Annotated in this window: 22 protein-coding genes and 1 tRNA gene; 17 read left to right on the forward strand and 6 right to left on the reverse strand. The window is 41.9% G+C overall.

Annotated elements, in window-relative coordinates; all coding sequences use genetic code 11:
- Positions 1-12 precede the first annotated feature (12 nt).
- Both ACFOJ8_RS13100 and ACFOJ8_RS13105 read right to left on the reverse strand, forming a co-directional pair.
- Entirely contained in the window at positions 13-447 is a 435-nt protein-coding gene (locus ACFOJ8_RS13100) for a PTS sugar transporter subunit IIA (RefSeq protein ID WP_380655549.1), read from the reverse strand.
- An 11-nt stretch (positions 448-458) separates the two neighbouring features.
- Positions 459-2,408, reverse strand: coding sequence for a BglG family transcription antiterminator (locus ACFOJ8_RS13105; RefSeq protein ID WP_380655545.1), 1,950 nt, complete (start codon positions 2,406-2,408; stop codon positions 459-461).
- Positions 2,409-2,765: 357 nt separating this feature from the next.
- Here ACFOJ8_RS13105 and ACFOJ8_RS13110 point away from each other — a divergent pair.
- The 9 genes from ACFOJ8_RS13110 to ACFOJ8_RS13150 all read left to right on the forward strand — a co-directional run bounded on the left by ACFOJ8_RS13110 (position 2,766) and on the right by ACFOJ8_RS13150 (position 10,146).
- A tRNA-Thr gene (locus ACFOJ8_RS13110) sits at positions 2,766-2,836 on the forward strand.
- Between the two features lie 130 nt (positions 2,837-2,966).
- Positions 2,967-3,389: an RDD family protein gene (locus ACFOJ8_RS13115; RefSeq protein WP_380655540.1), complete on the forward strand. Its 423-nt coding sequence runs from the start codon at positions 2,967-2,969 to the stop codon at positions 3,387-3,389.
- 260 nt (positions 3,390-3,649) lie between these two features.
- Positions 3,650-4,750, forward strand: coding sequence for an ABC transporter substrate-binding protein (locus ACFOJ8_RS13120; protein WP_380655536.1), 1,101 nt, complete (start codon positions 3,650-3,652; stop codon positions 4,748-4,750).
- A complete protein-coding gene (locus ACFOJ8_RS13125; protein WP_380655532.1) occupies positions 4,740-5,573 on the forward strand; it encodes an alkaline phosphatase family protein in 834 nt (277 codons plus the stop codon). The genes ACFOJ8_RS13120 and ACFOJ8_RS13125 overlap by 11 nt, the downstream gene beginning before the upstream one ends.
- A gap of 29 nt (positions 5,574-5,602) precedes the next feature.
- Positions 5,603-6,451, forward strand: a complete 849-nt coding sequence (locus ACFOJ8_RS13130; RefSeq protein ID WP_380655529.1) for an ABC transporter permease — start codon at positions 5,603-5,605, stop codon at positions 6,449-6,451.
- On the forward strand, positions 6,448-7,314 hold the full coding sequence (locus tag ACFOJ8_RS13135; RefSeq protein ID WP_380655526.1) for an ABC transporter permease: 867 nt from the start codon (positions 6,448-6,450) through the stop codon (positions 7,312-7,314). The genes ACFOJ8_RS13130 and ACFOJ8_RS13135 overlap by 4 nt, the downstream gene beginning before the upstream one ends.
- 20 nt (positions 7,315-7,334) lie before the next feature.
- The gene (locus tag ACFOJ8_RS13140; protein ID WP_380655523.1) at positions 7,335-8,324 is read left to right on the forward strand and encodes an ABC transporter ATP-binding protein; all 990 of its coding nucleotides are present in this window, start codon (positions 7,335-7,337) and stop codon (positions 8,322-8,324) included.
- Positions 8,325-8,337: 13 nt separating this feature from the next.
- Positions 8,338-9,123: a DeoR/GlpR family DNA-binding transcription regulator gene (locus ACFOJ8_RS13145; protein ID WP_380655521.1), complete on the forward strand. Its 786-nt coding sequence runs from the start codon at positions 8,338-8,340 to the stop codon at positions 9,121-9,123.
- Between the two features lie 12 nt (positions 9,124-9,135).
- Positions 9,136-10,146, forward strand: coding sequence for a histidinol phosphate phosphatase domain-containing protein (locus ACFOJ8_RS13150; RefSeq protein WP_380657110.1), 1,011 nt, complete (start codon positions 9,136-9,138; stop codon positions 10,144-10,146).
- A gap of 176 nt (positions 10,147-10,322) precedes the next feature.
- Here the strand turns inward: ACFOJ8_RS13150 and ACFOJ8_RS13155 are convergent, their stop codons facing one another.
- Positions 10,323-11,030 (reverse strand): GntR family transcriptional regulator, encoded by a 708-nt coding sequence (locus tag ACFOJ8_RS13155; protein ID WP_380657107.1) that lies wholly within the window; start codon positions 11,028-11,030, stop codon positions 10,323-10,325.
- Positions 11,031-11,193: 163 nt separating this feature from the next.
- Here ACFOJ8_RS13155 and ACFOJ8_RS13160 point away from each other — a divergent pair, with 163 nt between their 5' ends.
- Positions 11,194-13,110: a beta-glucoside-specific PTS transporter subunit IIABC gene (locus ACFOJ8_RS13160; RefSeq protein WP_380655518.1), complete on the forward strand. Its 1,917-nt coding sequence runs from the start codon at positions 11,194-11,196 to the stop codon at positions 13,108-13,110.
- A gap of 10 nt (positions 13,111-13,120) precedes the next feature.
- A complete protein-coding gene (locus tag ACFOJ8_RS13165; RefSeq protein ID WP_380655516.1) occupies positions 13,121-14,587 on the forward strand; it encodes a 6-phospho-beta-glucosidase in 1,467 nt (488 codons plus the stop codon).
- Positions 14,588-14,724: 137 nt separating this feature from the next.
- Here ACFOJ8_RS13165 and ACFOJ8_RS13170 read toward each other — a convergent pair whose 3' ends face one another.
- Complete coding sequence (locus tag ACFOJ8_RS13170; RefSeq protein ID WP_380655513.1) at positions 14,725-15,765, reverse strand: acyltransferase family protein; 1,041 nt, start codon at positions 15,763-15,765, stop codon at positions 14,725-14,727.
- Between the two features lie 192 nt (positions 15,766-15,957).
- Between ACFOJ8_RS13170 and ACFOJ8_RS13175 the strand changes: the two genes are divergently transcribed.
- From ACFOJ8_RS13175 to ACFOJ8_RS13185, 3 genes are read left to right on the forward strand one after another with little or no spacing between them, the layout of a single operon-like run.
- Positions 15,958-16,737, forward strand: coding sequence for an aspartate dehydrogenase (locus ACFOJ8_RS13175; RefSeq protein ID WP_380655510.1), 780 nt, complete (start codon positions 15,958-15,960; stop codon positions 16,735-16,737).
- 57 nt (positions 16,738-16,794) lie between these two features.
- Positions 16,795-17,352: a dihydrofolate reductase family protein gene (locus tag ACFOJ8_RS13180; protein WP_380655507.1), complete on the forward strand. Its 558-nt coding sequence runs from the start codon at positions 16,795-16,797 to the stop codon at positions 17,350-17,352.
- Between the two features lie 47 nt (positions 17,353-17,399).
- Positions 17,400-18,134 carry an MBL fold metallo-hydrolase gene (locus ACFOJ8_RS13185; RefSeq protein ID WP_380655504.1) on the forward strand — a complete coding sequence of 245 codons (735 nt, stop codon included), beginning with the start codon at positions 17,400-17,402 and terminating at the stop codon, positions 18,132-18,134.
- 119 nt (positions 18,135-18,253) lie between these two features.
- Here the strand turns inward: ACFOJ8_RS13185 and ACFOJ8_RS13190 are convergent, their stop codons facing one another.
- Positions 18,254-19,147 carry an aminoglycoside phosphotransferase family protein gene (locus ACFOJ8_RS13190; protein ID WP_380655501.1) on the reverse strand — a complete coding sequence of 298 codons (894 nt, stop codon included), beginning with the start codon at positions 19,145-19,147 and terminating at the stop codon, positions 18,254-18,256.
- A 281-nt stretch (positions 19,148-19,428) separates the two neighbouring features.
- On the opposite strand from ACFOJ8_RS13190, the gene ACFOJ8_RS13195 reads away from it, so the two are divergent.
- From ACFOJ8_RS13195 to ACFOJ8_RS13205, 3 genes are all read left to right on the forward strand, one after another.
- Positions 19,429-21,810 (forward strand): hypothetical protein, encoded by a 2,382-nt coding sequence (locus ACFOJ8_RS13195; RefSeq protein WP_380655498.1) that lies wholly within the window; start codon positions 19,429-19,431, stop codon positions 21,808-21,810.
- 220 nt (positions 21,811-22,030) lie between these two features.
- On the forward strand, positions 22,031-22,183 hold the full coding sequence (locus ACFOJ8_RS13200; RefSeq protein WP_380655495.1) for a hypothetical protein: 153 nt from the start codon (positions 22,031-22,033) through the stop codon (positions 22,181-22,183).
- A 160-nt stretch (positions 22,184-22,343) separates the two neighbouring features.
- A complete protein-coding gene (locus ACFOJ8_RS13205; RefSeq protein WP_380655492.1) occupies positions 22,344-22,505 on the forward strand; it encodes a hypothetical protein in 162 nt (53 codons plus the stop codon).
- A gap of 140 nt (positions 22,506-22,645) precedes the next feature.
- On the opposite strand, the gene ACFOJ8_RS13210 is transcribed toward ACFOJ8_RS13205, so the two are convergent.
- Complete coding sequence (locus tag ACFOJ8_RS13210) at positions 22,646-23,482, reverse strand: DUF2382 domain-containing protein (RefSeq protein WP_380655490.1); 837 nt, start codon at positions 23,480-23,482, stop codon at positions 22,646-22,648.
- Positions 23,483-23,732: the final 250 nt, after the last annotated feature.

The raw sequence follows: 23,732 nt of genomic DNA on the forward strand, positions 1-23,732 counted from the left end.
CCTCCGTTATATTTAGTTTAAAATATCAATAATCTCTTTCTTGCTCGATGCTTCAATTAATCTGGTAACATTTTTAGAGTCTCCAAGTTTTTCAGCTAAGCTTCTCAATATACCTAGGTGTTGTTCGTTATCTATTGCGGCCAAAACAAAAATTAACGAAGCTTCGTGATCTTCTTCGGAAAAGTTCACTGGCTCATTTAGTTTTAAAAGACTTAGAGACACTTCGTTTACAAATCCATTAGGTCTAGAATGTGCTATGGCTATCTGTGGCGAAATCACAATATATGGTCCTAGCTTTTTCACGTTATCAATCATTTCATCAACATAACCTTGCTTAATCTTATTTGACTCAAGTAAAGGTTGTGACGCTAACGTGATGGCACTTTCCCAACTTGTAATATTGTCTTCGATCACAATGGTTTCTTCGGTTAAATAATTCTTAAGCAACGTGCCACCTCCTAAAGTTTGCTCACTTCTTCAATACGTTTCAAAAGACCTGCTTTGCCTTCACTCCCAATACGAGACATATACAACTCATCCATTAATATAAGTGATAATTGACGAAGTGCATTTAGGTGTATCTTTGGAGAAGTCGTTGCAAGGCATATAATATAGGACACTGGATCATGTGTATCGTGACCAAAAGCGACAGGTTTGCTAAGTTTAACGAAACTATAGGCAGTCTGATTTATTCCTTTTTTATAAGACGCATGAATCAATGCAACGTTTTTTCTGATTACCATATAAGGGCCGTAATGATCTATTTGTTGTATTATTTCTTCCGCGTATTCCAATCTGACTAGTGAGTCGTTGGAAAGCAATTCGACTGCTTTATATATGGCATTTCTCCAATCTTTAGCCTCAACATCCCACTCTATATATCTGGATGGGAGTAATCGGTTAAGAGTAGGGCCAAGAGCCACTATCTTTTCCACTACTTTCTCTCTTTGAGTGTTGATGATGTGATTTAGTCGATCTCTATCCTCTTTGTTCAAGAAAGGGCTCACATTAACAACGGGTACGGATTGTTCGTCCATATAGATGGTGCTGACTATTAAATCTATTTCCTTGTTATTAAGGTAGTCGTTATTGAGATTTGAATATGCTAGCGTATCCGTGACGTTCAACTCCGGGTAGTAACTTGCCATTCTAGTTTTTAACAGTTGAGAGGTACCAATGCCACTTCCACAAATTAATAAGACGTTGAGATAGTTGGTTGATTGGTTTGATTTCTTCTCTATAGCTGCACCAATATGGATGGCTATAAATGCAATTTCATCATCGTTAAACGTTATTTCAAATTTTTCTTGAAGAATAAATATACTTGTTTCTATTGCGTAGATGATATCAGGGTATCGATCGTATATATCGCCCTTTATAGGATTTTCATTTCTGAAATTATACTTAAGTCTATAGATAGCAGGTCTTAAATGTACAATCAGACCTTGTAGAAGTTCTTGATCTTTAGTAATATCTACGCCTATTGTGCGGGTAATACTTTGGAGAAAATATTCGATGATATCCTTCAGGTATGCATCTTTTTCAAAATCAAAAAAGTTGTTCTCTACGGTCTGTCTGGCGCCCAAAAGGTGCAAAGTAATATATCCCGCTTCTGATAGTGGGAACTTTATATCAAAGATTCTTTCCAACTCACATTTGATGCTAAGAGCAACATCAAATTCTTTTTCTTGTTGCAACTTCACTAACTGTTCTTCTGGCATCTCGATTTTAAAGTTGTTCTCAATTCTATGAAGTGTAATGGCAAGATGGAAGACCAACCCATCAATGGAATTCTGAATTAAAGAGTACTCCTTATTTCTTAAGCCTGTTTCGATAGCGTTGTATATTTTCGGAATAGAACTCTTCCCTGCATACTTTAGATGAAAAGGGATATCTAATTCTTGATAATGCTTCACCAAAATTTCAACATAGCTTTCCCGAAATTGTCTCTCATTGCCCTGGACTCTGAATCCTTTATTCTTTTCATATACAAGTTCCAGATTTCTTTCACGCAACCATGATTCGACTACCTTTAAGTCGTCGACAATTGTTCTGCGAGAAACATTTAAATTTTCAGCAAATCTACTTGAGGATATGGGGTCTACAGACTCTAACAAAGATAATAAAATCTGCTCAAATCTCTCCTCAGCAGAATAATATTTGATAGAAGGATCAGAGGTGCCAGAAATCAACCCTTTAATATCACTACTAGTCTCTATCAGAACTCCCTTCATTTTATGACGTAAAATGCTCACTTCAAGCTCCAGTAACTTATGCTCAATATGTTCCATATCATATTGGATAGTACGCTCGCTCACATTGAACATTTTTGCCAGGACTTTAATTTGCGTAAAATCTTTTTGACGAAGCAAATAACTTATAATGTGCTTTTGACGAGGTGTAAACATATGCATACCTCCTTATTTTATTGTAAGCGTTTCCTTATATTAATAGATGTGTAATCTATTTCGTATGATAAACAGAAATAATTCACAGCTTAATAAGATAAGTCTTTAACCAAATTTTAAGGATTTTCATGATCTAATGGTGTATACATTATTATATTAGGAGATTCGAATTGTTCTTTCGCATTTTTAATGATAGAAGTGTAAAATATTATCTAAGAAAACTGTGAAAATTTAAAAGTAGTGTAGTATTATTGAAGGAGAAGATTTGGAAAGCCACGTCATAACACGATTTTCAGTAGGCATCTATACATATTCTATAAAAATGTGGTATTATGAAGTCCGACTGTTTTTTAACATGCCGACATAGTTTAATGGTAGAACACAGCCATGGTAAGGCTGCAATACGAGTTCGATTCTCGTTGTCGGCTTAAATAATAAAAATCCCCGTTACCTTCGTTGGATATCAACAAAGGAAACGGGGATTTTTTATGACAATGTATTAATGCTAATGGCTTAGATGCTACAATAATAGAGACAATAAACATTGGAGGTTATTTAATGTCTAACGTAGCAGGGTTTTGGATCAGGCTCGGTGCGAGATTGCTCGATGCTCTTTTAGTCGGCATGGTTATCGGAACAATCGTATTCTTGTTCCAAATGAATACAGAAAGCCAAACTACACAAGTAATTGAAGGTGTGGGAGGCATATTATATTATGTGCTCCTACCAGCTTTCGTCTACGGTTATACAGTCGCTAAGCGTTTACTCAACATAAGAATCGTAAAAATGGATGGTTCGGATGTTGGTCTTGGTACGATGGTTCTACGTGAAGTCCTGACTGGTCTTATATATGGTTTGACGTTTGGTATTGCTATCATCATTTCAATGTTCATGATTGGCCTAAGAAAAGATAAGCGCGCCATCCATGACTTGATCGCCGGCACCTATGTCACTTACGATAAGCCACAGCATTGGAAATAGAGTCCTATAATATTTATCTAACAATAGCTGCATTGAGGTTCTATACAGACCCTTGATGCAGCTATTTATTTTGATCGTTTCTTGCAATATACTCCAGAATTCAATATTCCCCATGCTTTATTTAATTGTAAAGGTCTCAATTGTGAATTTTACATATTCTTTATATGGGATTTATATGAACTTAATAAAATGTATCTACAATAAACCATGTAATAAAACATAAAACCAACAAAAACAACAGAAAAGGTGTGTATAACGATATGGAAATGAAGAGAAGTCTGGCGTCAGCAATCATGGGTGCATCTCTACTGACATTGGTAGCATGTGGTGCTGAATCTGCAAGTAGTGAAGAGACAATGGAAGATCCGAATGCATTATCTGTTGAAGAAATCGAAGAAAAGGCCCAGGCGGAAGGTGAAGTGAATAGTGTCGGCATGCCAGATACATGGGCCAACTGGGGGGAGACGTGGGAAGAGCTAGGTGAAAAATACGGACTGGAACATGTAGATACTGATATGTCGAGTGCAGAAGAAATCTCAAAAATGGAAACAGAAGGTGAGAATGCCACTGCAGATATCGGTGACGTAGGGATCTCTTTCGGGCCAATCGCTGAAGAGAAGGAAATCACACTGCCATATAAAACTACATATTGGGATGAGATTCCGGACTGGGCGAAAGATGACGATGGAGATTGGATCGTTGGTTATCAGGGCACCATCGCTTTCGCAACAGATACCGAGCAAGTAGAAGATGTACCGATGTCGTGGCAGGACCTGCTTGAAGGAGACTACACTGTAAGTATCGGTGATGTACAAACAGGGACGCAAGATCAAATGGCAGTACTCGCAGCAGCACTCGCCTTCGGAGGCGATGAAACAGATCTGCAGCCTGGACTTGATTTCTTTGCGGAACTGGCTGAGCAAGGCAGATTGAGCACCGCTGGCAACCATAATGTCGCAGGCATGGAAAAAGGCGAGATGGAAGTTGGAATCATGTGGGATTTCAATGGACTAGGTCAAGCGAACGAAGTAGATCCCGAAAGATTCGAAGTGACGATTCCAGCAGAAGGTTCTGTAATTAGCGGCTATGCAACCATCATCAACAAGCACGCAAAAAATCCACATGCTGCAATGCTGACGAGAGAATATATTCTAAGTGACGAAGGACAGATCAATCTCGCAAAAGGATTTGCCCGTCCAATCCGTGACGATGTCGAACTGCCTGAAGAAGTAGAAGAAATCATGGTGCCAGAAGCACAGTATGAAAACGCTGTACCTATAGAAGACAACGATGCGTGGGAAGAAACAGCGAAACAACTGCCAAGACAATGGCAGAGTGAGGTTCTTGTGCATGTCCAGTAGGTTGATTGTTGTTGTAGTGGATGGCATGCGAGATGATATGGCAAAAGACAACCTTGGTTATATTGAGCATCTGGTAGACGTGGGCGTGGCAACACGCCTCTCTGTCCAGTCAGAGCTACCAAGCATTTCCCGACCACTGTATGAAGTGCTACTGACCGGGACACCGAGTTCAGAAAATGGCATTACATCAAACCATTCCATTCAGCTTTCCAGCCAAGAGAGCCTATTCCATCTGACAACACAACAGGGGCTGGTTAATGCGACAGCGTCCTACTACTGGGTGAGCGAGTTATATAACCGCTCCCCATTCGATTTTGTGTACGACCGAGAGCAGAAAAGTACCGGTAAGGCAATCCAGCACGGCAAATTTTACTGGGATGATGCGTATCCGGATAGCCACTTGATGATGGACGGGGAAGTTTTAAGACAGCAGGTTGAGCCTGACTTCCTTTATATCCATCCAATGAATGTTGACGATACCGGGCACAAATTCGGTGGTATTTCAAAAGAGTATCAAGCGAAGGTGCTTCAAATGGACAACTATTTGTCGGGACTGATCCCTATTTGGCAAGAAGCAGGCTACCAGATTGTTATTACCGCTGATCATGGTATGTCGGAACTCGGACTGCACGGGGGGACGACGGCGAGTGAACGCATGGTGCCGCTTTATATCATCAGTAACAAGGTAAAGAAGGGAAGATTTGATTTCGTTTTCCCGCAGCTCGCTTTTGCGCCGTTCATGTGCAAGCTGATGGATATTACGAAATCAGAAAAGATGCAAGCACTGCCAGATTTGATCATCTCTCTTATGGAATCGGATTAAACTGGACAGTCTTATGAAGCTAGGAGGCAGTGTCGTTGAACAGAAATAAGTTGTATCCATTACTTGGCCTTTTGCCATTCGCACTACTGATTGTCGGTTTCCTATTGTTGCCTTTACTCAACATGATCATCCAAAGCTTCCGAGCAGAAGACGGAATATTCGGCCTGACGCAATATATCACCATATTTGGCGATGCCTTCTATCTTCAAGCCATCAAGAACAGTTTGACCATCTCTCTCATCTCTTCGACAGTGGCAATCATCTTAGCAGCCATCGGTGGATATTCCATCTCGAGACTTGCCGGTAAAGGAAACAGAATTATGGTCGCGATTACGAATATGACTGCCTATTTCGAAGGGATTCCATTGGCATTCTCCTTTGTCATACTGCTTGGCAATAATGGGCTGTTCACTTTACTGTTTTCTCAACTTGGGTTAAACAACTTCTATGATTTCAACCTCTATTCATGGAACGGCCTAATCGTTGTCTATATCTACTTCCAAGTGCCATTTGCGATTATGCTGCTGCTGCCGACCTATCAAGGGCTAAAGGATGAATGGCGGTATGCTTCTAATCTGCTAGGGGGGAGCCAGCTCGCTTACTGGCGGCATATCGCCCTTCCGATACTATTCCCAGGCCTGATTGGCACTTATACGATTCTTTTTGCCAATTCACTCGGTGCATATGCCACCGGGTACGCGCTACTTGGATCTACATATAATCTACTACCGCTTCAAATCGGTTCATTGATTGCCGGTGATGTCTTTTTACAACCTAACTTGGCGAGTGCGCTCGGTGTTGTTTTGGCATTGATCATGATGCTCGCATTATGGCTCAATGGCAGCATTATGCGCAGAGTCAGGAGGGATTTGAGATGATAGGACGAGTCAAACATATTAGCGTCGTCGTGATACTTGCCATCTATCTGTTGCTGCCCTTGATTGGAACATTGATGTACTCATTGGCAGGAAAGTGGAGCACGACAGTATTACCCGAGACCTGGACACTATCGTGGTATGGCACACTGTTTCAGGATAGCCGTTTCATAGCAGCGCTTGGCCGATCGATATTCGTCATTACTGGGGGTGTCGTACTGAGTCTCACCTTGATGATTCTGACGATTTTTATCATAACCATCCATTTTCCGAGTAAGGAAAAATATCTAAAACTGGTTTCGATGATGCCTTATGGGATACCCGGTGTCGTTTTTGCGATTGGTCTGTTGAATATTTATTCTTCGAGTGTTGTGCCCATTACGGGTACTCCGTGGATCCTTATCGGTGTATATGCCATTGTCACCATGCCGTTTGTGTATCAGGGACTACGCAATAGTCTTTATACGATCAATGCAAAGGAATTGATCCAGGCCGCTGAACTGCTTGGTGCATCGAAGACAGGCGCAGTACTTACTGTAGTACTCCCCAACATGATGAAAGGTGTGTTGGCAGCCGCGCTCCTTTCGATCGCAATGCTTTTTGGAGATTTTGCGCTTGCCAATCTGCTGGTTGGCGGGAGGTACGAAACACTCCAAATCTATCTTTATCAGCAATTTAATAAAAATGGTCACGTAACGAGTGCCATCGTCATTTCATACTATTTCATCATCATGCTCGTTACCGTACTGCTTACTCGGTTCCAACAGCCAGGCAGAAGAAAACGACGTGCTACTGTAGGTACTGCGGCAACACCGCCGCATGGTGGGATGGATCAGATCAAAAGATTGGAAGGTGACTTCAATTGAGTTATGTAGAGGTATCCTCGGTGAAAAAGAAATATAGCGATAAAACCGTTCTGAATGATATATCGTTCTCCATCCGGCAAGGAGAATTCGTCACATTGCTTGGACAGAGTGGGTGCGGAAAGAGCACACTGCTCAGAGCAATTGCCGGTATTGATGGTGTTGACGGCGGTGCCATTATAGTAAACGGCGCAAACATCACACATCTCCCGTCGAGAAAGCGGGACATTGGTATGGTTTTTCAGTCCTATGCACTTTTCCCCAATATGACAGTAGCCGAGAACATTGGATATGGACTCAGGGTGAAAAAGCAGAAAAATGATGACGCAGTGAGACGAATAATGGAATCTATGGGACTCGGGGGCATGGCAGACAAATATCCAAACGAACTCTCAGGGGGACAGCAGCAACGTGTTGCACTGGCTCGGGCATTAATCATGAAACCGAAAATACTTCTGCTTGATGAACCGCTGAGTGCACTCGATGCAAAAATCAGAAAGACGTTACAGATAGAAATTAAAAGGATACAAAAAGAAATGAACATCACGACTATATTCGTCACGCATGATCAGAAGGAAGCAATGATAATGAGCGACCGGATATATGTGATGAATCAGGGAATGATTGAACAGCATGGCAAGCCAGAAGATATCTATACGCGTCCCAAAAACAAGTTTGTTGCAAGCTTCATTGGTTCCTATAATATTTTCGATGCCAAGGAAACGAAAGAGAATATTACAGGCGCACACGAAGCAGGCTTTTACGATATCGCCATCCGCCCGGAAAGTATTGAAATGTATCGAACGGATGAAAGGGTGACGACTCACGACGCATTCAAAGCGACAGGTCGGGTACTGATCAGAACCATCAATGGCAGCATCGTGAATTATCAGATACAATTGAAGACGAAAATAATCCAGGTGGAACGCCTGTTTCAGGGTAGAGTCGACTTTAGAGAAGGGGAGACAGTCGAACTGAGGATTCCATTATCAGCGTGTGTACAGCTGGGATAAAGGGGCATGAACAATGGAAGTATTTCCAGAAGAGAGAAAAAGATATATCTTGGATCAATTGGAACAGTCTCCGAAGGTCAGAGTAACGGAGATTTCAAGAAAGTTTTCTGTATCTACTGAAACCGTCCGTCGTGATCTTGGCGAGCTGGAAGGTGAAGGGCTTTTAAAGCGAGTATATGGTGGGGCAATCAAGACAAATGATCAGTCGGAACCACCGCTTCTCAGCCGGCAGCAAGTTAAGGCGACGGAAAAGGAGAAGATTGCCAAAAGTGCAGCAGCACTAATCAAAGACGACTCAACGATTCTTCTCGATGTCGGCACGACCGTACTGCAGCTGGCCAAAGAAATAAAAGATAAGAGGAACATCACCATCTTGACCAATTCGTTTCTTGCAGCGGGTGCACTAATGGAGAACATTGACAAGGATTATTTTTCTGGCACTGTCATCCTCCTCGGCGGCCAACTGGATCCAAGACAATATTCGATGACAGGCAAAGTCGCTGAGATGGTGCTGGAACAGTTCACTGTGGATCAGGCGTTCATTTCGGTCGGTGGTATTTCACTTGAGAATGGATTAAGTGATTTCGACTTTGACGAATGCATGATTTCAAAAAAAATGATTGAGGCTGCAAAAGAAGTCGTCGTACTGGCTGATGGGTCGAAACTTGGCACAAACACCTTCTGCAAATTCGGTGCACTAGAAGACGTGGATATTGTCGTGTCAGAAGTAGCGATGCCAGCATCATGGCAGGGAAATGAAAAATTCAGAACGGTTGAATGGATGACAACTAGAGATTAAGGAATGATGGAAATGAAAGTAGACTACCATGTGCATCTGGAAGAGGGACCGTATTCGACAGGGTGGCTCAGCAGAACGAGTCAGTCACTTTCTTACTTCATGGATGACCAATCGCATTCATACGAATGGATGGAAACACTCGAAAGCAGGCTTCATACACGTGTGAATGATGGATGTTATTCTGAAGCTTGGCTTGATTTGTACCTGGAACGTGCCAGTCAGCTCGGACTCAAGGAAGTCGGCATCGTCGATCATCTGTATCGTTTCCATGATGCAACATCCTACTACGAGAAGTACATATATATGGCAGACGATGCACTCGGCGAGATGCAGAAGCGGTGGCTGCATCAAGTGGCAACCATGCCTTCGCTAGAAGCATTCGTCTCGTTCATCGAAAGTCAGAAAGAGAAGTGGCAAGCACGCGGCATCAACTTGAAACTTGGGCTCGAGGCCGACTTCTTTCCAGGTGGAAAGGATGAACTTAGGGCGCTGATTGCAGACCATCCGTGGGACTATGTTATCGGCTCTGTTCATTTTGTTGAAGGGTGGGGGTTCGATAACCCGGAAACCGTAGACGTGTTCAAAGAGAGAGATTTGATTGAGCTGTATCAGTTACATACCTCCTATGTATGCCAAGCAATCGAATCTGGCTTATTCGATATTATCGCACACTTGGATAATCTGAAACTCTTTTCTTACAGACCGGATGAAGGGCTGCTTGAGACATATTACGAAAAAGTGGCTTCATCACTTAAAGCACATAACGTGGCAAGTGAAGTGAATACAGGGCTATCCTACCGTTATCCGATAAAGGAAGCATGCCCGAGTCCACGGTATCTTAAGCTACTTCAGGCACACGGTGTGCCCTTGACACTCTCGTCAGACGCCCACTATCCTGATGACCTCGGAACAAATCTCGACTGGGCTCAGAAGATGTTGATGATTAATGGTTATGAAGCGATTAGTACTTTCACCAAAAGGCAAAGAGTACAGGTGCCCATCGCACACAATAATTATGTTTAAATTATATACAAGATTACTCATTCTTAGTATCTGAGCGATGTAGGCTCTGTTAAACATGAAAACAATATTTTGTGAGGTAAGCTTGCGGATGTAGCAAATAAGAATGTTTTAACTTTTAGTATTGAAATATCCCCCTCGATTTCATCTTTTCAGGGTATCGAGGGGGATGTTTTGTTTTATGTGAGGCTATTAATCTGCAGATAGAACTGTGCTTCTTGAAAGTTGTAGATGATCTTTGAATAATCGAATGCTTCACCATTCGTGAGGTGATAGACTGATTCGTAATACATACCTGGATCACCAGGTTTTAGCGCCAATAAATTGGCTTCGTCTTTGGTAATTTTACCAATGTGAAAGAAGTTATCCGAGAAGCCAATTTCAAGTTTCAACCCTTCTTGTAAATAGTTGAATATGGATTCCGAAACAATTTGTTCATTCAAAAAAGGCACCACCGATTTCTTGTAGTATGATTCTTCAATACACAAGCGTTGACCATGAATGAAACGTAAGCGTTTGACGTAGTAGACTTCTTCCTCGGCAGATATCGAAAGATTGGTCATTACTTCTTCAGTAGGCCTTACTACCTCGAGCTTAAGGACTTCAGAAGTGAGCTGAAATTCGTCTAAACCAGACCTGAAGCCTTGGTTCTCATCCAAATTAATATAACCTTTTCTTTTGTGGCGCCTAACAAAGATACCACTGCCTCTTACTTGATAGACGATCCCTTTCATCTCGAGTAGCTCGAGCGCTTTTGTAATCGTACTTTTACTGACCTCGTAATTTTTTCTAAGTTCTTCAAGAACGGGGAGTTTATCCCCTTGCTTTAATTTATTATCGACAATGTAATGTTCAATGTCTTCTGCAATCTTTTGATACTTGAGCATTTTATCTTTCATATGAAACATTCCTTTATTTAGCCATCTATGTAGTTTCTTTTATATTATACCACCGAAAGTACATTAATTTATCTGGAAATATTATATTCTTCTTGATAAATTGTATCGGTACAATTATAATAAACTCAAACAAACAAAGGGTGTGGTATAAATGTCCGATAAGGTACGAGATTATCCTAAGCTTGCAAAAGATATTCTGGATGCAGTTGGCGGCAAAGAAAATGTGTCTAATGTTGCGAGATGTGCTACCAGACTACGCATTGTATTAAAAACAGATCCACCTGAAGCTAAAAGACTAGTTTCACAGATGCCCGGTGTCATTAGCGTTGTAGAGCGCGGAGGTCAATTCCAAGTTGTCATCGGTCAACATGTCGGTGAAGTCTATCAAGCATTTTTAGACTTGACGGGGCTTGATTCGGATACTCCTGTAGAAGGGGAGAAACCACAAGGTACCATCGTGAATAGGGTAATTGCCACAATGTCCGCTGTGTTTGCACCTTTCATCTACATTTTGGCAGCTGCCGGTATTCTCCAAGGTTTGCTCATTCTTATAAACCTTGTCTTTCCGGCATTCGCGGAAACAGGCACATACGAAGTATTCAGTTTAATCTCTTGGGCGCCTTTTGTCTTCTTGCCGATCTTAATCGCAATCACAGCCTCAAAACACTTTAGATCGAACACGTATATTGCTATTGCTGCGACAGGTGCGTTGGTGAGTCCAACTTTGACAGAACTGGCTGGGCGCATTGGTGAAGGGGAGTCGGTTTCGTTTTTGGGATTTGCTCTCAGTGAAACAACATATACATCAACTGTACTTCCTGCATTGTTTTTGGTGTGGGGCCTCTCTTACCTAGAGAGATTCCTTGATAAAACTTTGAACGAAACGATACGCCCATTATTCACGCCATTTTTTGCACTGATTATTGCAGTACCACTGGCAATCATGGTTATCGGACCAATCACAGCAACCGGAGCGAACGTGATTGCTGATGGCTACAATGTACTTGCGAATAATGCACCGGCACTCGCTGGTGCGTTGATCGGGGCATTTTGGCAAGTTTTCGTCATCTTCGGTGTACACTGGGGTATCACACCGATGGTACTCGCAAACTACGATCAATATGGCATGGATTCTTTCCAGGCGTATCAGACGATCGCAGTTATTGCTCAGGTCGGAGCGGTTCTTGGCGTCATCATTAAAACGAAGCGTAAAGAAATCAAGCAAGTCGGAACTTCTGCAGGTATCACTGGACTCTTTGGTATTACAGAGCCCGCGATATACGGTATTACGCTAAGATTCAAGAAACCATTTATCATCGGAAGCATTTCCGGTGCAATTGGCTGTATCGTCGCAAGCTTCTTCAACCCATATTATTTTGCGTATGCAGGACTCCCGGGTCCCCTGACGATTGTCAACGCAATCAGTCCAGATTATCCTTCGTCCATATGGGGTGTACTCATTGGGGTGGCCATTGCCATCGTTCTACCAGTCGTTCTGATTCAAATATTCGGGTTTGGTGACGATACAGCCAAACAAGCAGGAAGTGACACGCTTGTTGAGGAACAAAATGACACAGGCAACCTCGAACCTGCTACATCGGCAGGTAAGAAATTTATGAATGAAGAAAATGTATTGATCCCGGTCAAAGGTAGTTTGGTTAAACTTGAAGACGTTCCAGATCAAGTATTTGCTTCTGGTGCTATGGGCAAAGGCATAGCGATTGAGCCAGAGGACGACAGAGTTACGGCTCCATTTGAAGGGGAAGTGACATTTGTCGCACCGAGCAAACATGCCATCGGACTTAAGTCAACAGGTGGAGTGGAAGTATTGATTCATGTAGGGCTTGATACAGTGGAACTGGACGGCAAACCATTCACCATAGAAGTATCGGTCGGGGAGCATGTCCAAGCAGGGGACCTATTGATGGCTTTTGATAAACAAATGATTGAACAAAAAGGATTGAAATCTATCATTCCGGTAATCATCACAAACACAAAAGAGTATGCAGATATTGTACTATCAGAAACAATTTCAACCGATAAAGTAATAATGACAATCGTAAAATAGGAGGAATAACATGAGTAAATTTCCAGAAGGTTTTAAATGGGGTGGCGCATTTGCTGCCCATCAATTCGAAGGTGGCTGGGACCAAGATGGAAAAGGGCCGAGCGTTGTAGATGTGATGACTGCAGGGGCACACGGTGTGCCAAGAGAGATTACAGAAACCGTTGAATCTGACAAGTTCTATCCGAATCATGAAGCAGTTGATTTCTACAATAATTATAAGAATGATGTAAAACTTTTTGCAGAAATGGGATTACAGTGCCTACGGACATCCATCGCTTGGTCGAGGATATTTCCTAAAGGAAATGAATCCGAACCAAACGAAGCCGGGTTGCAATTCTATGATGATCTATTTGATGAATTAATCGAACATGATATAGACCCTGTCATTACACTTTCTCACTTTGAAATGCCCCTTTATATCGCAAGAGAATACGGCGGGTTTAAAAGTAGAGAGACAGTCGATTTCTTTGTGAAATTTGCTGAAACTGTCTTTGAGAGATATAAAGATAAAGTGAAATACTGGATGACATTCAATGAAATCAACAATAAGATGGACTACAGTAATCCAATCTTCCTCTGGACAAATTCCGGTGTGAGTGTAGAAGCAGGTGAGAATCCTAAAGAAGTGATGTATACGGCAGGACACCATGAACTTTTAGCCAGTGCGTTGGCTGTAGCAAAAGGTAAAGAAATCAATCCAGAGTTCCAGATTGGTGGTATGGTTTCACACGTGCCAATCTATCCAAGGTCTTCGAGACCGGATGATGTCATGCTTGCAGAAGAATATATGAGACATCGTTATTTCTTCCCAGACGTTCATGTTCGTGGAGAATATCCTAAATATACTCTCAAAGAATTCGAGCGGGAAGGGTTGAACATACCAATCCTTGAAGGAGATGACGAAATACTGAGAAACGGCATTGTCGACTATCTTGGATTCAGTTATTATATGTCTACTACAGTAGATAGCCAGGTCATTGCCGACAATAAAGGCGACATTGTAAACGGCGGCCTTCCGCACGGTGTGGATAATCCATTCATCAAGTCCAGTGACTGGGGTTGGGCAATTGATCCGGTTGGGCTACGCTATGCTCTGAATCGCCTATACGACCGCTATCAGATTCCGCTATTCGTCGTGGAAAATGGCTTCGGTGCCGTAGACCATGTCCAAGCAGACGGAACCATCCAAGATGATGCACGTATCGAGTACTTGAGTGCACATATTGAAGAGATGGAGAAAGCTGTGAATTATGATGGTGTTGAACTTATCGGCTATACGCCATGGGGTGTGATGGATATCGTGTCATTTACTACAGGTGAAATGAAGAAGCGGTATGGTATGATCCATGTCGATCGGGATAATGAAGGAAACGGCACAATGAAACGAAGCAAAAAGGCATCTTTTGATTGGTACAGGTCTGTTATAGAATCGAATGGATCAGAGCTGAAGTCTACAGTATCAACTGAAATGTCCTAGACGTTTCCTAAGTGTCGAGCTTTGAGGCACTGTCATAGCCTAAAGGCCTTTAAATGTATGCTGTCTTAAAGCGATGAATAGAAAGGATGTTACCCATTTAGTTTTCGGGTAACATCCTTTTTAGGTTTTGTGTATTGTTAACGTTTAAGTCTTACTTTCGCTGGTACTTTATCCCGTCTCTCTTTATACATGCTAAGCAACACACTCTGGCTCGGTTTCTCGATGTACTGGTGGATGCCGTAGGCGATTAGAATGCTGACTAGGAACGGTACGAGAATGTAAGTGATGTTGACGAACCCTGCGGATTGCATTTTATAAATGATGACATAGCCGATATTTTGATGGACCAGATAGAGTGGATAGGAAATCGTTCCAAAGAATACTAATATTCGTGTATTCAACCACTGCATCCTACCAAGCAGCACCAGCTGAAACAGGACTACGAATAGGATGGAGAATACGCCGTTCGTGACCCCTTCAAAGATGAAGTCATAGCCGATGGCGAGTGTGATCAGTACGTAATACCGGCTATGACGACCATGCTGCCAGATACAGTAGAACATCATGCCGATGATGAACATCTGGCTATAGTTGGCCATCGAATACTTTTCGATCAGTGCAGTGAGGTCAGTCGCCAGTACAGCATTCATCATTTGAATGAAAGCAGACACAGCAAGCCAGGTGCTAGCGATCGCCATGGTGTTTTTCACGACACCGATGGCCAGAAGCAGCGCCATGATGACGTAGAAAGTCAGTTCAACTCTTAGCGTCCAGTAGACGCCATCGACATTTTTCACTGTAGGTATGAAATCCTGTAGCATAGTGAGATTGACCATCGCCTCTGGGAATGTCGTCCGAAGTGATTCAGCAGAAGCGAATGAGACGATCAGGAACGTCAGTGCGACAGCGAACATGTATGCTGGATAGAGTCTGATGGAGCGTTTGATAGCGAAATCGGATACGGATTTTACATTCATCAAAGACATATAGATGACGAAGCCACTGATGATGAAGAAAAGCTGGACGCCATAATGGCCAAAAGTGAATAGATCAATCTTTCCCCACTCGGCGTGACCGAATTTTTCATCGTAGTAGACGGTATAGTGATAAAAGACGACAACCAATGCTGCCAGCCCGCGTAATGAATCGAGTTCAGTAAATCTTCTGCGTTGTGACATAAAATGACCTCTCAACAGTTCCGAAATTATTTAAAGTTTATACCCCGAATAATAAAAACCATACATTTCATTTTTATTGCAGTTTAATAACACAGCTGTAAAACGAGAGTAACAAGTCCGAAGCGTAGGGATTGGCTCTACATAGTTCGGGTAAAGTAAGAATGAAATGGACAAAAATAGGGGGACGAAATCATGAATATTGGAATCATCGGCGCAGGGGCAATCGCTAATACAATGCTGGAGCGCATTAATCACGATGCGCACGAAAACCTGAGGATAAATAGTGTGCTCGTCAGAGATAAGGAGAAGTATCAGCATTTAGAAGGTGAATACGGTATTAGCCTTCATACTGATCTCGGATATTTCCTCGATTCTGATGTAGACATTGTCGTCGAGGCAGCAAACGTTGAGGTGGCAAAGTCAGTGTTGCCAGAAGTGATGCGTAAGAAAGACGCTATGTTGATTAGTGTTGGTGCGTTAGCAGAGGGCGAATTTGTAGCAGAGTTGATGCAAATTGCGAAAACGAATGGTAGGACGTTGCACCTGCCATCTGGAGCAATTGGCGGCCTTGACCTGATTCAGAATGTGCAGTCCCATGGCGAGCTCGAAAGTGTCACGCTGACGACCCGGAAACCGGCTGTTGCATTAACCTATGAAACAGTGGCATCAGAGAAGGCAGTGTTTGAAGGCAAAGCAATCGATGCGATAAAGCATTTTCCAAAGAATATGAACGTTGCCATCATACTGGCAATGGCCGGTATCGGTATGGAGCGCACCCATGTTACGCTTATCGCTGATCCAAGTACGGATAGAAATACCCACCAGATTGAAGTGAAAGGCGCGTTTGGCCGGGCATCGTTTACAATAGAGAACGAGCCCTTGCCTGAGAACCACAACACAAGTTATCTCGCTGCCATCAGCATCCTTGGTACATTAGAGAGAATGAACCGTAATTTCGTCATCGGCGGGTAGTGTTTAGCTATTTTATACCATCGGAATACTCAACTGATAGCGAAGGGAGTTTCAAATATGGCAAATGAGAAACGCAGAGTGGTGCTTGATCTTGCTGTCACACTCGATGGATTTATAGAAGGGCCACAAGGGGAAATTGATTGGTGTATTATGGATCCGGATATGGACTTCACCGCCTTCCTAGCGTCAATTGATACGATTCTTTATGGTAGAAAAAGTTATGAGCTCTCGGAGTCTCTCAAACCCACTGCAAATACGAATAAAGAGGAGCAGGTTTTATGGCAGCTGATGGAGACCAAAGAGAAATACGTGTTTTCAAGGACACATGACAATTCCCATGATAACGTCATCTATGTCAATGACAGCATCCCTCAAGTGATTGATCGTATAAAAGCACAGCCCGGTAAAGATCTCTGGCTGTATGGGGGTGCCGAACTGATTTCTGCTTTTGTTAACTATGAACTTATTGATGAATATCGTCTGTCGATACATCCGGTCGTTCTTGGTAGTGGCAAGGCGCTATTCGGTGAGCTCGAGCAACGCCTTGATTTAGTATTAAAAAGTACACATGTCTCTCAGTCCGGTGTTGTCCAGTTAATTTATGGCACAGCGTAGAGTGGATGATACCAATTGTATCGTATTGAAGAATCGGAGGGTTTACTATGAAATGCACAATCGTTGGTATGTGGGGCGGCTTCCCGAAAAAGAGTGAACCGACCTCAGGCTATCTGATCAAGCAGGACGGGTTCCCGATTCTGCTTGACGCGGGGAGTGGTGTGGCCGCTCATGTACAGAACTACGTCGATTTAAATGATCTGCATCACATTCTCCTTTCACATTACCATTATGATCATTCAGTCGATATCGGTGCATTTCTCTTCGGCCGTAAAATCAGTGCGCAACTTGGTAAGGTAGAAAAGACACTCAACTTCTATGGTCCCTTCGATAAAGATGTCTCGGCCCAAGTGAATAGGTCCAGACAAAATCTGTTTCGTTCATATGATGAGAACAGTAAGTTCGAAATTGGACCATTCTCGATTGAATTTCACAAAAATGCCCATACCGTTGAGACATTTGCCATGAAAATCACCGATGATGACGGTAAGGTGCTCGTATATACTGCCGATACGAGTTATCGCAAGAGTCTCGTCCGCTTCGCAGAAAATGCCGATGTGCTTATCTCAGAATGCAGTCTTTATGCTGGTGAGGAGGGCGAGAAAATGGGACATATGAATGCGGACGAGGTCGGTACTCTGGCTGCTAAAGCCGGAGTGAAGCGACTTATTCTTTCCCATCTTCCGCATTATGGAAATCTTGACGAACTAGCTGCATCAGCAGAAGCGGCTGGAGGAGAAAACGTCTCACTTGCTAGAACAGGTATGGAGATAGAAGTATAGTCAACTCTCTTCGAATGAATTGGACAATTGGATATACCTAAAATGCTGTCCGAATAGAATCGTCAAATGCCAGACCAGTGAAGCCATTGGTCTGGCATTTTACTTTTGAAGAACTAACTCTACTTTAAGCAATACCAATTTGGAATCACGGTATTTAAATCATCATACCAATCGAGAATCTCTGCCGCTTGATCTTTGAAAAGTTGGATCTGATCTTCACCAAACTGGACACCCCATGGCAAGGATGAGAGTGTATTGGTGCTAATATACAGTAGAAGTAGCTGCCAGAAGTCATGAGGCACATCTCCATCGAAATAGCCATCTATCCGTCCCGAAGCAAACTGGGAACTCTGACCAGCACACCAGACAATTCGGTTGAACTCCTCCCAAGGTTCACCAATGTCACAGCGGTTGAAGTCGATAATATGGAGTTTCAGTTCCTCATTAATGACCATGTTGCCACAATGGAAATCTCCGTGGTGTGGCACTTGTGCCCTGTTATCAAGGAGATGTCGATGATTTTCGATGTAATTAAGGAATAGGTGTCCTTTATCATATTTGTAGTCACATTGCTCGTACATCCGAATCTTATTGTCAATCTTTCGGTTGAACTTCTCGTCCCATGGCGCTGTTTTCTGATTGCTTGGCAGTGCATGGATCCGTCTTAAGTATTGCCCTGCTTGAACGCCGAGGGCATACTGCTGTTCATTTGTCAGTTTGGGCAACATTTCTGAGGCCTCGATGCCTTCAATACATGTTAACAATAAATAACTTTGTTCGCCGTAAACCCCATACTCGATAGGCTTTTGGGTCGCAATCCCCACTTCATGACACTGCTTCATAAGCTGATACTCCATTTTAACTTTATCCATTTGGTCACTCGTTCTTAGACGAACTAAGTATTTCTTATGGTGGTTATCTTTCAAAATATATTTTGTATCGCTTGACCAGCCCTTCTCTAGAAGCTCGCCACTCACAATGTTCAAGTGTTCAAAATGATTAACGATATTCATAACTTCTCACCTCGTTTAGTTTAAATATTCAGTAATGACGTTAGATTACATAGTATAACAGTTAAGCTTAATTAAATATCAAATATTTTCAACACAATAGAAAGTGTGTTAAATATTGGATTAAATTAATAAAATTAGTCAAGTCATACAAAAAGAGTTCGATTTACTTTATACTAGTTAATAGTATGTTGAACCATCTAAATTTTGTAGTTAAGAGACCCTTATGCTTATCTCTTAGCGTCCAACATAAACATAGATCAGCTAGAAAAGGAGATTAGTGGATGTCGTTTTTTATCCCGAGAACAACTCTGAATCACTCAAAAAAACCATTAGATTTTTTAAAAGAAAAAAAGAGATATACAAAATTAACGAGAGAAAAAAGAAATATTCTAGAAGAGTATATGGAAGTGGGCAACAGCTTTAAAGACATTGTAGTCAATATGACTAAAAAAACCGATATTACGCTCATTGGTGGTGTGATTGGTGAATATAAAAATGAAGTCAAACAAAGTAGTGTGATGTATTGTTGTAGAACAGTAGCATCCGCTGAAAATCTCAAAGCATCCTTAGATATCTATGGCATCGAAGCAATGTTGTTTATAGATGAGGAAGACATTGATTCTCAAAAGCTAGCCCATTATATTAGAGGGAAAAGCATTGCTGTGACGACTTACGAAATGCTGTTCGATGGTAGTAGCACAATTCCTCATGCGGATATCCTCATTTTTGACGATCTTGAATCCATAGAAGAGGAAATGTATCGTTTGTGGAGTTTACGAATTAGTGTGTCGGACGTAGCTACTGAAAATCTGCACAATGAACTCCTCCGTTTTCTGAATCAGTGTACGGAAAACTCGGTTTTAGATACCGGTGATACTCACATAAATGCATCTAGCACTAATATAATTCCACGAGCACAATGGCATGAAAAGATAGACGAATTGAGTCATATCATTGATACCGGCATTGAAAAGCATTCCGGGTTGGCTAAAAGCTGGATGAGGATAAAGCAAATGCTGCTGTTGTGTGATATTTATATAGATAGAGATCTCATTACAATAGAACCTTTCCGCATACCTGCCCAAAGCAATCGAGCATTTTCTAACGCCAGAGAGCGGATCTATTTGTCTTCTGGGTTAGAGGCGGGCACAATTGAACAAAATTTCGGGGTAGAGTCCTTGGAATATTTAAAACTGCGTAAGAAGCACTTATCCAGCACAGACGGCCGCCGACTATTTTTGTTCCCGCAAGATCATTTCAAAGGTGAGGCTTTGACACAAACAATTGTTGATACAATACGGCTTCATCACACAGTACATATTCATTACCTTACGACCCATTCGAATGATTATTTTATAAATCATCTGGAACCCAATCTGTCTAATTATAATATACATAAAGGTGCCGATATCAATTCAGAACAGAGCGCAAGCATTTCGTTACGAAAGATCAAGTTAGTTCGTAGTGGTACTGAAAAGCAAGAGCGTCTGCCAGAAGCGGAGCTCCATATCTATCTAGATGCACCGGTGCTCCCTCGTGCTTCTGAACGCTTCGTAGTAGACCAATTGAATACGACGACTGAATTTGAAGGTACTTTCGCAAAGCAATGGACGCGCCAACTTAAGCAAGCGCAATCTAAAAAGTACTGTTCTATCATGGTTCTTGATAACAGCGCCCGCAATTTCTTGAACAGCCAAACTTGTCTTAACCAGATGCCTGCAGATATCTATTCGGAATTACTGTTAGCTTATGCCCAAGTTACAGCGTCAGTGACACAGGAAGTTTGGTTGTCTAATATTAGTGCGTTCGTTGAACAGGGCAAGGTGTGGCGACCTGCAGAGCGATTTATCGAACAGACACAATCAGAGCTCAAAGAACAAAAACTTTCCACACATAAATCAGATAATCTAATGAGAACTGAAATTGCTGAGCTCGAAGTCGGTTACATGGAAGCGTTGAGACAAAACAATTACCATTCTGCTAAAAATAAAATAGAGGCGCTTATTAAGAAAGTAGAAGCCATACCGAAATTTTCCGGTTCTCTGGCATGGTATCACTATCAGTTGAATACCCTTGAAGTAATGATAAATGGAAGTGCTGAAAATGACATAGCATTCTCGCCATCGACTTTGCACTCCAGAGATAGAGTGTTGAAAGCAGAAGAGAAACAAATTGTAGGCATGATCAGAAATCTGCAGTTATACGGAGATTGTAGGGATCTATTCGATAAAGAATGCAATTCGATCATGAATCTAATTTACTCGAATGATGCAATGGAAGTCAGTTTGGGTCTTTGTGGGTTGGGTCGCCTACTTGGTGCAGATGTCATCCAGTCTAAAGACAATGGAGAATATAACTGTAGCTGGAATGTAGCGTCTTTAAATATTCCAATGTCAGTTTCAACGGTGGAAGATGATGAAATCGACCGGACGGCGGCATCATTATTAATCTACTTAAGTGATGTCCAAGTAAAGTCTAAAACAATACAGCAGTGGGCAAAAAGGGTGGTTAAGGTGTTCATGGTGGCAATGGAGATCTTGAAAAAAGAAGGGGTACTTTCTGCAAGAAGCTACTTGAGAGAAAAAATCCAAAGTGAGACATTAACACTGGAGCAACTCGACCAGTGGGTTCAGTCTGAAAACGAGAAGTTAGTCTTCGCTTAAAGTATATAGACTGCCGAACATCTAATAAGCATTGGTTATAATCAGAGATGTTGGTGCATTTCTAAACACCAACAATCTTAGGTTGATTCTGCTTGTAGTAGGAATGAGTGTAGTAGGCTGAGTTATTCGGATGAATCGATTCTACGGTACGCGATTGCGTTTATTCGTAGAAGAACAGGGTAACTTTATCTCAAAGCACTTATAGCGAGGAGTGAACTTAATGTCTAAAAAAACAAAACTATTAATGGTGCCATTTTTCGTATTGGCGCTTGCTGCCTGTTCTGATGATACAGCGGAAATTGATGAGACTGAAGTGGAAGAAGACGAGGCACAAGAAGAACTAGAGGAACATGAGTCAGAAGAAGGGGACTAGCAGTGTCTTCGATTAGAAATAGGGAGCTGGACAATTCCATCCAGCTCCCTATTTCTATTTGCTAACCAAATAATGTCATCGAGCACCTAGGCTGTGGTTTATCCACTATGGGGGAGGGTAACTGCATATCATAAGTATCTAACAATGCGAGGTGAACAGAATGTCTAAAACATTAAGATTGCTGATGGTTCCTGTATTCATCATTATGCTCACTGCATGCTCCGAAGAAGATGTGGATCTTGATCCAGGTTCAGGAGGCGCTGGAGTAGAAGGCGGTGACGATAATGCCGAAGAGGAAATGGATACGGAAGACGGCGACTAGTTTCATAAAGGTATATGATCAGAACACCTGGCGAAAGCACAGGTGTTTTTACTGTCTGAATTTCGCTCTACATAATTCAAATATCGATAGTAAAACATAAGAGCAGTACCAGTGCACTGGTACTGCTCTTATAAAAGATTTTATCTTCTGTGATCATTGTAGTGTTCTGAGATGTCATTGTTTTCTGTGATGTCCACTTCTTCTCGACGGACTTCTTCTGAGATGTGCTCTTTGTTGGTAACAATTTTTTTACGTACAACAATTTCTTCTGTAACCACTTTTTCTTTAATGATGCGTACACGCTCTTCGGTAAGGGGTATACGCATGACACCTTCTTCATCGTCGGAGTCATCGCGGCTATATGATTCAATTGTAGGCGCACCCTCAACAGGCACACGATCTACAGTGACTTCTTCACGGTCGACGGGAACATCGAACTCCTGAAGTTCCGTCACAACGTGCTTATCGATACCGACTTCTCCGACTTTAACATTCTGCTTATCAATGTTTAATCTCTCTTCATGAAGTTGCATTGTTTCTTCATTGCCAGTTGAGGATCTACCTCCAGATACGTCAGAAGCAGGCTGTTTGTACTCACCTACTTCATCGCGGTACGTGTAGCTATCGCTTGCCACTCTTGCGTTATCGCTTGTTGCGTTTATAGTGTCGTCGTTGACGTGAAGCAAGAGTTCGCCGTTCATTAGCGCAGATTTATATTCTTCTTGTTCAGTAGGTGTAAGCTGCATACTTTGCATCACTTGGGTTTCAGGATCCTCATCAGCAAACCATGCGACTACCCGGTCCCATGTATCTACTTCAGTACTTCTTGTATTCACATTCAGATGCTCAAGTTTTGTCCCTTCGAGACTCTTTTTAGTGACAACGGTCATCTGATCTTCCCGTACACCATTCAATTTCAAATGTTCTATTCTTCCAAGCAGATCGGTCTCACTTGTAAAAGATTCAATTCTTCCCATATATGACGCCTCCATTATCTATACCGTATTGCGTATTTGATTTAATAGTTAAATACCCCTAGAGGCGTTTATTAAACGGCATGCGTTTTGTAAGAAAAGTGATTTATAAACATTTTTAATAGTAACTTTTTACAACTTAGTATCAAGTGTATAATTACTTATTATTTACTAATTAATAGGGTTTTTGTAAATATAAATTATATATTACTTTTTTTTACATACCGTGCTATAATACTTTTAATTTAATGTG

This window comes from Salinicoccus sesuvii, from assembly GCF_042648145.1.
GTDB lineage: Bacteria > Bacillota > Bacilli > Staphylococcales > Salinicoccaceae > Salinicoccus > Salinicoccus sesuvii.